The 7,459-nt window shown below is 24.5% G+C and carries 8 protein-coding genes; all 8 read left to right on the forward strand.

What is annotated here, in order from left to right:
- The gene (locus tag ACTT9R_RS03650; protein WP_440926697.1) at positions 1-1,065 is read left to right on the forward strand and encodes a UDP-N-acetylglucosamine--N-acetylmuramyl-(pentapeptide) pyrophosphoryl-undecaprenol N-acetylglucosamine transferase; all 1,065 of its coding nucleotides are present in this window, start codon (positions 1-3) and stop codon (positions 1,063-1,065) included.
- Complete coding sequence (gene murC / locus ACTT9R_RS03655) at positions 1,055-2,452, forward strand: UDP-N-acetylmuramate--L-alanine ligase (protein WP_440926698.1); 1,398 nt, start codon at positions 1,055-1,057, stop codon at positions 2,450-2,452. Before ACTT9R_RS03650 ends, murC begins: the two co-directional genes overlap by 11 nt.
- The gene (gene murB, locus ACTT9R_RS03660) at positions 2,449-3,354 is read left to right on the forward strand and encodes a UDP-N-acetylmuramate dehydrogenase (protein ID WP_440926699.1); all 906 of its coding nucleotides are present in this window, start codon (positions 2,449-2,451) and stop codon (positions 3,352-3,354) included. Before murC ends, murB begins: the two co-directional genes overlap by 4 nt.
- Before the next feature lies 1 nt (position 3,355).
- Positions 3,356-4,270, forward strand: a complete 915-nt coding sequence (locus ACTT9R_RS03665) for a D-alanine--D-alanine ligase (RefSeq protein WP_440926700.1) — start codon at positions 3,356-3,358, stop codon at positions 4,268-4,270.
- Positions 4,271-4,301: 31 nt separating this feature from the next.
- Positions 4,302-4,922, forward strand: coding sequence for a cell division protein FtsQ/DivIB (locus tag ACTT9R_RS03670; protein WP_440926701.1), 621 nt, complete (start codon positions 4,302-4,304; stop codon positions 4,920-4,922).
- Entirely contained in the window at positions 4,915-5,613 is a 699-nt protein-coding gene (locus tag ACTT9R_RS03675) for a hypothetical protein (protein ID WP_440926702.1), read from the forward strand. Before ACTT9R_RS03670 ends, ACTT9R_RS03675 begins: the two co-directional genes overlap by 8 nt.
- 64 nt (positions 5,614-5,677) lie before the next feature.
- Positions 5,678-6,598 (forward strand): UDP-3-O-acyl-N-acetylglucosamine deacetylase, encoded by a 921-nt coding sequence (lpxC, locus tag ACTT9R_RS03680; RefSeq protein ID WP_440926703.1) that lies wholly within the window; start codon positions 5,678-5,680, stop codon positions 6,596-6,598.
- Positions 6,599-6,645: 47 nt separating this feature from the next.
- Positions 6,646-7,459, forward strand: an 814-nt coding sequence (locus ACTT9R_RS03685) for an outer membrane protein assembly factor BamD (protein ID WP_440926704.1), incomplete at its 3' end; no start/stop codon positions are given.

Here is a 7,459-nt window from a genome sequence, read left to right on the forward strand (position 1 = left end):
ATGAAAAAAAAAGTTTTAATTTCTACTGGTGGATCTGGGGGTCATGTGGTACCAGCAATTACAATTTATAATCATTTAAAGCATACGCATGAAACTTTGATTTCTACTGATATAAGAGGTCTTGCATATTTAGAGAGGAATTACAAAGTGTTCGTAATTAATACTCCAAAATTAAATAATTATTTTTTACTTCCATTTTCATTTTTAAAAATACTTTTTCTAACTGTTAAATCATTTTTTCTTTTAAAAAATAATAATATTTCAATTTTAATTTCTACAGGTGGTTATATGTCTTTGCCAATATGTTTAGCAGCAAAAATATTGGGCATAAAGATTTATTTAATTGAACCAAATATGGTTCTTGGAAGAGCAAATAAATTTTTTTTAAACTTTTCAAGAAAATTAATTTGTTATTCAAAGAATTTAATTAATTTACCGTCTGGAATTAATCACAAATTAACTACTATTAAACCTTTGATAAGAAAAGAATATTATGAGACTAGTGCGTATAAAAAATATGATAATTTATTCACGATTATAATAATAGGGGGTAGTCAGGGTGCAAAAATTTTTGATAACCTTTTAAATAAATCTTTTGTGAGTATATCAAAACAAGTTTCTATAAAAATTATTCATCAAACAAATGAGAAAAATATAAATTTTTTAAAAAATTTTTATTCTCAAAATAATATTGAAAGTAGAGTCTTCAGTTTTGATCATAATCTTAATGAAGTTTTAAAACAGGGAGATTTATGCATAACGAGAGCAGGTGCCTCAAGTTTAGCTGAACTATCTTTTTTAAATATTCCATTTGTAGCAATACCACTTCCGTCATCAAAAGATAATCATCAGTATGAAAACGCAAAATATTATGAGGATCAGGATTGTTGTTGGATAATTGATCAAATAAATTTTGACGAACAAAAATTTGAGAAATTTTTATTAAAATTGACAAATAAAAGTCAGGATTACATGACAAAAAAAAATAATTTACAGAAATTAAATTATCAAAATACATGGAATAATGTTAATCAAAAAATATTAAAAATTATTAATGAAAATTAAATTAGCAAAAACAGAACTTATACACTTTGTAGGAATAGGTGGAATAGGTATGAGTGGCTTAGCACTTATAATGAAAGGTAAAGGTTTTAAAATTCAAGGTAGCGATATTGCAAATAATAAAAATATTGAAAGATTAAGAAAAGAAAAAATAAAAGTTTTCATTGGACATAAGAAACAAAATATAGAAAAGGGGACAATCCTAGTTGTGTCTTCTGCTATTAAAAAAAATAATCCAGAGCTTCTTGCGGCCAAAAAAAAACAATTACCCATATATAAAAGAGGCGAAATGTTAGCCAACATTGTCTCTTTAACAAAAAATATTGTAGTCGTTGGTTCGCACGGTAAAACTACAACAACATCATTGATAGCTTCTATATTTCAAGAGACAAAAATTGATCCCACAATCATCAATGGTGGAGTAATAAATTCGATTAATAATTCCGCAAAGCTTGGAAAAAGTGATTGGTCCATATTAGAAGCAGACGAGTCTGATGGAAGTTTTGTTTACATACCCCCAACATACTCAATCATCACCAACATAGATCGAGAACATATGGATTATTATGGCACTATGGATAAATTAAATAAATATTTTGAAAATTTTGTTAATAAAGTCCCCTCGTTTGGAAAATCATTTATTTGTTTAGATGACAAAAATAACAAAAATTTAATTAAAAAAATTAAAAATAAAAATTTCTATACATATGGCATGGATATCAAATCTAATTTTTGCATTAAAAATATAAAACAATTAAAAGAGTACTCTGAGTTTGACTTAAATATAAAATTACCAAATAAAAAAAATCAATTAATTAAAAAATTCAAAATTCCTTTATTAGGAATTCATAATATTAAAAATTCAGTAGCTGCAGCTGCATTAGCTTTAACTGTCGGTCTCCCAATAAATAATATAAAAAAAGGACTTAATAATTTTAAAGGGGTTCAAAGAAGATTTAATAAAATTTTTAATTTTAATAATGTAGATTTTTATGATGATTATGCCCATCATCCTACAGAAATCAAAGAAGTACTAGATGGTGTAAAAAATGTTTATAAAGATTATGAAACAATATGTATTTTTCAACCACATAGAATATCAAGATTAAAAGACTTAAAAAAAGAATTTACTTACGCTTTTAAAAATGCAGATAAAGTTATCTTGTTTCCAATTTATACTGCTGGAGAAAAGTTAAAACTTGGATTTAATTATATAAATTTTGCGAAAGAAATAATTAAAAACTCAAGAGTTCAGTTATTTTTAGTAGATGACAGATTTCAACTAGCAAAATTTATTAAAGCAAATATATATGGAAAAAAAATTGTTATAGGAATGGGCGCGGGGACTATTTCGAGTTGGATGCGAGAAATGCCTAAATTATTATCATGAAAATTGATGTAAAAGATTTAATTCAGGAATTTAGCAATAATTTAAAGCTAGATTATGATTTGAAAAAAAAAAACTGGTTTAATATAGGAGGTAAAACAAAAGCTTACTATAATGCAAATAACTTAAAAGAATTAATTAAATTTCTAAAAAAAATTCCGCGTGATGAAAAAATATTTGTACTAGGAGCTGGCTCCAATACTTTAATTTCGGATAAACAATTCAATGGAGTTGTCATCAAACTCACAAATAATTTTAATAATATTTCATTACTAAATGATGAAATAATTATAGCAGGTAGTGCAGTTAAAGATAAATTACTGTCAGAATTTGCAATGGAAAATAGCCTAGGTGGTTTTGAATTTCTATCTTGTATTCCTGGTTCAGTTGGTGGTGGAATAAAAATGAATGCAGGGTGTTTTAATAGAGAGTTTAAAGATATTTTAATTTCTATTCAGGCTCTTAGTAAGTCAGGACAAGTGATTACAATACCTTCTAAAGATATAAATTTTAAATATAGGGGTAGCAACTTAGCAGATGATCTTATTTTTTTAAGTGCATCATTTAAAGGATTTAAAAAAAAAAAAGATATTATAAAAAATGAAATAAAGTTACTTAAAGAGAAAAAAGAAAAAACTCAACCAACTAAAATAAAAACGAGCGGAAGTACTTTTAAAAACCCAATAGAACAGTCAGATAAAAAAGTTTGGCAATTAATCAAAGACTCAGTTTCACTAGATAAATCATTTGGAGATGCATGTATCTCTGAAAAACACTGTAATTTTTTTGTTAATAAAGGTAATGCTAAGTTTGAGGATATGAAAAAATTAATTGATTTTGTTTCAGATAGTGTATTTAAAAAAACAGGTATTAAATTAGAAACAGAAATAAAAATATTAGAATAAATTGAAAAAAAAAATACTTATATTATCTGGAGGAATTTCAAAAGAGAGATTAATTAGTCTTGATACAGGGTTACAGGTAGCTAAAGAATTAAAAAAAAATGATTATAATGTGAAAATATCTGAACCAGATAAAAATCTAGAAATAAATATAAAAAATTTTAAACCAAATGTAATTTTTAATGCATTACATGGTCAATTTGGTGAAGACGGCTATATCCAAACGATCCTAGAAAAATTTAATATTCCTTATACTCATTCAGGAGTAATTCCATCAGCTATAGCTATGGACAAAGAAATTTCAAAAAAACTGTTCATTAAAAATAAAATTAACACTCCAAAGTTTTTTTCTTATTCATATAACTTAAAAAATTCAGAATTAATAAATAAAATAAATCGTAAGTTAAAGTTTCCAGTCGTCGTAAAACCTTTTAACGAAGGCTCAAGTGTAAACGTTTATATTTGCAATAAAACCAATTTAATTAAAACTTTAAATTCAATTAAAAATTACAAGAAAATAATGATTGAACAGTTTATAGGTGGGAGAGAAATTCAAGTTGCAATTATGGGAAATAAAAAATTAGGTGCAATAGAATTAAAGCCAAAAAGAAAATTTTATGATTATCAAGCAAAATACAATTCAAAAGCAAAAACGCAGCATTTAATTCCAGTTGATTTACCAAAAAAACAATTAAAGGATGTTCTCAATATAGCTTTAAAAGCTCATAAAGTTATTGGCTGCAGTGGAGTAACAAGATCAGATTTTAAATTTTATAATGGAAAATTTTATTTACTAGAAATAAATACTCAACCTGGAATGACCAAATTATCTCTCGTTCCTGAAATAGCATTATATCAAGGAATAAGTTTTATAAAATTAATTGAGTGGATTTTAAAAGATGCATTTAAGAAAAGGTAAAAAAAGTATTTTTTATTTTTTTTTACTTATTATGTTTGGATCGATTAACAATATAAATCTTAGAAATATTGAGATAAATAAAATTAAGTCAATTAATGTCGATGGTTTCGAAAATAAAGAAAATATAATTATTATTGAAAAGATCTCTGATCTAAAATTAGATAATATATTTTTTCTAGATAGCAAAAAAATTAAAAAAATATTGGATAGTAATCCTCTGGTTGACAAATATGATGTTTTTAAAAATTATCCATCGTCTATAAAAATTTATATTGTTAAAACAAAATTTCTTGCAAAAATTAACATAGATGGAAATACTTTTATTATTGGATCAAATGGAAAACTTTTAGATAACTATCTAGGCAGTGATGAACTGCCATTTATTTTTGGAAAACCAAATGTAGATGAGTTTTTGGAATTCAAAAAAATTTTTGATAAATCTAAATTTGAGTATGACCAAGTAAAAAACTTATATTATTTTCCATCAAAAAGATGGGATATAGAATTTAAGAATAATAAAATACTAAAATTACCTGAGAGATCTGTAGATATTTCACTAGACTATCTATTTGAATTTTTAAACGATAAAAAGTTTTCAAATATAAAAATTATCGATGCTAGAATTAAAAATCAAATTATTTTGAATGAGTGAAGAAAATATCACCGAAACCTATCTATGTATTTCAGAAAATAAATATGAAATTTATTTATTTGATAAAGATAAATTAAAAAAGTTATTTAGTAATGAAATTTCAATAAATTGTAATTCTTTAGATCGTGTAAGTTTAGGTAGTTTTCTTGACGAAAATATTATTAAAATAGAAAAGTTAAATGGTAAATTTATTAAAAATATATCCATAATAATAGAAAATGAAAAAATATTCCAAACACAAATTGGAATTAAAAAAAAAAGTTATAATCAAAATATAAATTATAAAGCTATTAAAAGTTTGCTAATGGAAGCAAAAGAATTATTTCAAAAAAGCCATAAAGATCAAAAAATAATTCATATGATTATTAACAATTATTTAATTGATGGAAGAAATTTTGATCATTTTGAAAAAGAAATTTTAGCAGAGGAATTAAGTTTAATTATAAACTTCACTTCAATCCCAGATAGTTTGTCATATCATTTGGAAAAAGTATTAGAAAAATATCAAGTAAAGATAAATAAATATCTACATAAGAAATATGTTATGAATTTCTTTAAAGGCCAAACAATTGAATTTCCATTAATGATTTGTAAAATTTTGGAAGGTTCAAATTTAAATGAAGTGCAATTAGTTCCAAAAATTCAAAAAAATAAAGGTTTTTTTGAGAAATTTTTTCAACTATTTAGTTAGTATTGTTTTTTACCGTAACATTTGTTGTTTTCATTAAACGTTAAAGTTCATCTATATTTTTATCGTGTCTTATCTAAATCAAAAAACAATTAAAAACTCAATATCATTTAGCGGTATTGGATTGCATACTGGAGTTAATATAAATGTTTCAATAAAACCTGCAAATCCAGATACTGGAATTATATTTAAAAGAGTAGATTTACATAATAATAATATTGTTTATCCAAATTTTTTAAATGTGACTAGCACCTCGCTGAATACAACTATATCAAATGAATTTGGTGTTAAAGTTTCAACAATAGAACATTTAATGGGAGCCCTATTTGGACTTGGAATCGACAATGTGATCATAGAATTAGATAATGAAGAAGTACCGATTTTAGATGGATCAGCGAAGGAGTTTATAGAAAAAATTATCCCAGCAGGGTTTGAAATTTCAGAAGCTCCTATAAAAATAATTAAAATAAATAAAAAAGTTGAATTCAAACATGAAAATAGATCAATATCTATTGAGCCATCAAAACTAAGCTTAGATATTAATTTTGAATTAAATTATGAAAATCCAATTATTGGAAAACAAAATAATAAAATAAATGTTTACGAAGATAATCTAGAGGATATTTTTAATTCAAGAACTTTTTGTTTATTTGAAGATATAGAAGCAATTAAGAAAGTTGGTTTGGCCAAGGGCGGGAGTTTAGATAACGCTATAGTTGTTAAAGATAATAAAATTTTAAATGAAGGTGGTTTAAGAAATTCAAAAGAATTTGTAAATCATAAAATCCTGGATTGTATTGGTGATTTATTTACTTCAGGTTATAGAATAATTGGAAGTGTTGTTTGTTCTAAAGGTGGACATTATCTTACTAATGAATTACTTAAAAAAGTATTTAAGAATAGTCAAAATTTTTCAATAATAGAAATTAAAGAACGTAATTTACCTCATACTTTAATTAACAAAAGTTTATTAAAATCTATAGCTTAGATTATATAGAACTTTAAAATTATCTTCGAAAACTATATATATATTTTATGATTAGCGCAAAATTATCATCAATATTAATCATTCTAATTTTCATAGTTTCATGTTCAAAAGAAGAACCAAATACTCAAAATATTAAAAAGAAAAGTCAAGAATTAGAAATGACCCTTGCATACGAAGAAGGTTTAGAAAAGCTTAGAAAATATGATACTTATAATGCAGCACAAAAATTTTTAGAAGCCGAACTTTTGTTTCCACAATCTATTTGGGCCCCTAAATCAGCTCTTATGGCTTCATATTCTTATTATATGCAAAATTATTATTCAGAAGCATTGACCAATTTAAACAGGTATTTAAAAACATATCCACAAGACAAGAATATAGCTTATGCACATTATTTGGTTGGAATTTGTTACTATGAAATGATTGAGGATGAAAAAAGAGACACTCAACCCATCATAAACGCAAAAGAAAAGTTTGAACTAATTACAAGAGATTATCCAAACACAGATTTTGCACTTGATGCAAAATTTAAATTAGATTTATTAAAAGATTTGTTGGCTTCAAAAGAAATGTATTTAGCAAGACATTATCAAAAGAAGAATAAGTGGATTGCAGCTTTAAATAGATATAAAAATGTTGTTGAAAAATATGATACAACGATTTTTGTAGAAGAAGCATTACACCGACTTGTAGAAATTAACTATCAAATTGGCTTAATAGATGAATCAAAAAAATATGCTAAAGTATTAGGTTATAATTATAAATCAAGTGAGTGGTATAAAAAATCTTATAAGGTTTTTAATAAAGACTATAAAGAAATTACATCAAAAAAAATTGATAAAAATAAGAAAGGTGTATTAG

This window comes from Candidatus Pelagibacter sp., from assembly GCF_052049835.1.
Lineage (GTDB): Bacteria > Pseudomonadota > Alphaproteobacteria > Pelagibacterales > Pelagibacteraceae > Pelagibacter.

What these genes read in the sequence shown, in the direction of transcription:
- ACTT9R_RS03650 (WP_440926697.1), top strand. Translation starts at nt 1, where the DNA reads ATGAAAAAAAAAGTTTTAATTTCTACTGGTGGATCTGGGGGTCATGTG.
- murC (WP_440926698.1), top strand. Translation starts at nt 1,055, where the DNA reads ATGAAAATTAAATTAGCAAAAACAGAACTTATACACTTTGTAGGAATA.
- murB (WP_440926699.1), top strand. Translation starts at nt 2,449, where the DNA reads ATGAAAATTGATGTAAAAGATTTAATTCAGGAATTTAGCAATAATTTA.
- ACTT9R_RS03670 (WP_440926701.1), top strand. Translation starts at nt 4,302, where the DNA reads ATGTTTGGATCGATTAACAATATAAATCTTAGAAATATTGAGATAAAT.
- ACTT9R_RS03675 (WP_440926702.1), top strand. Translation starts at nt 4,915, where the DNA reads ATGAGTGAAGAAAATATCACCGAAACCTATCTATGTATTTCAGAAAAT.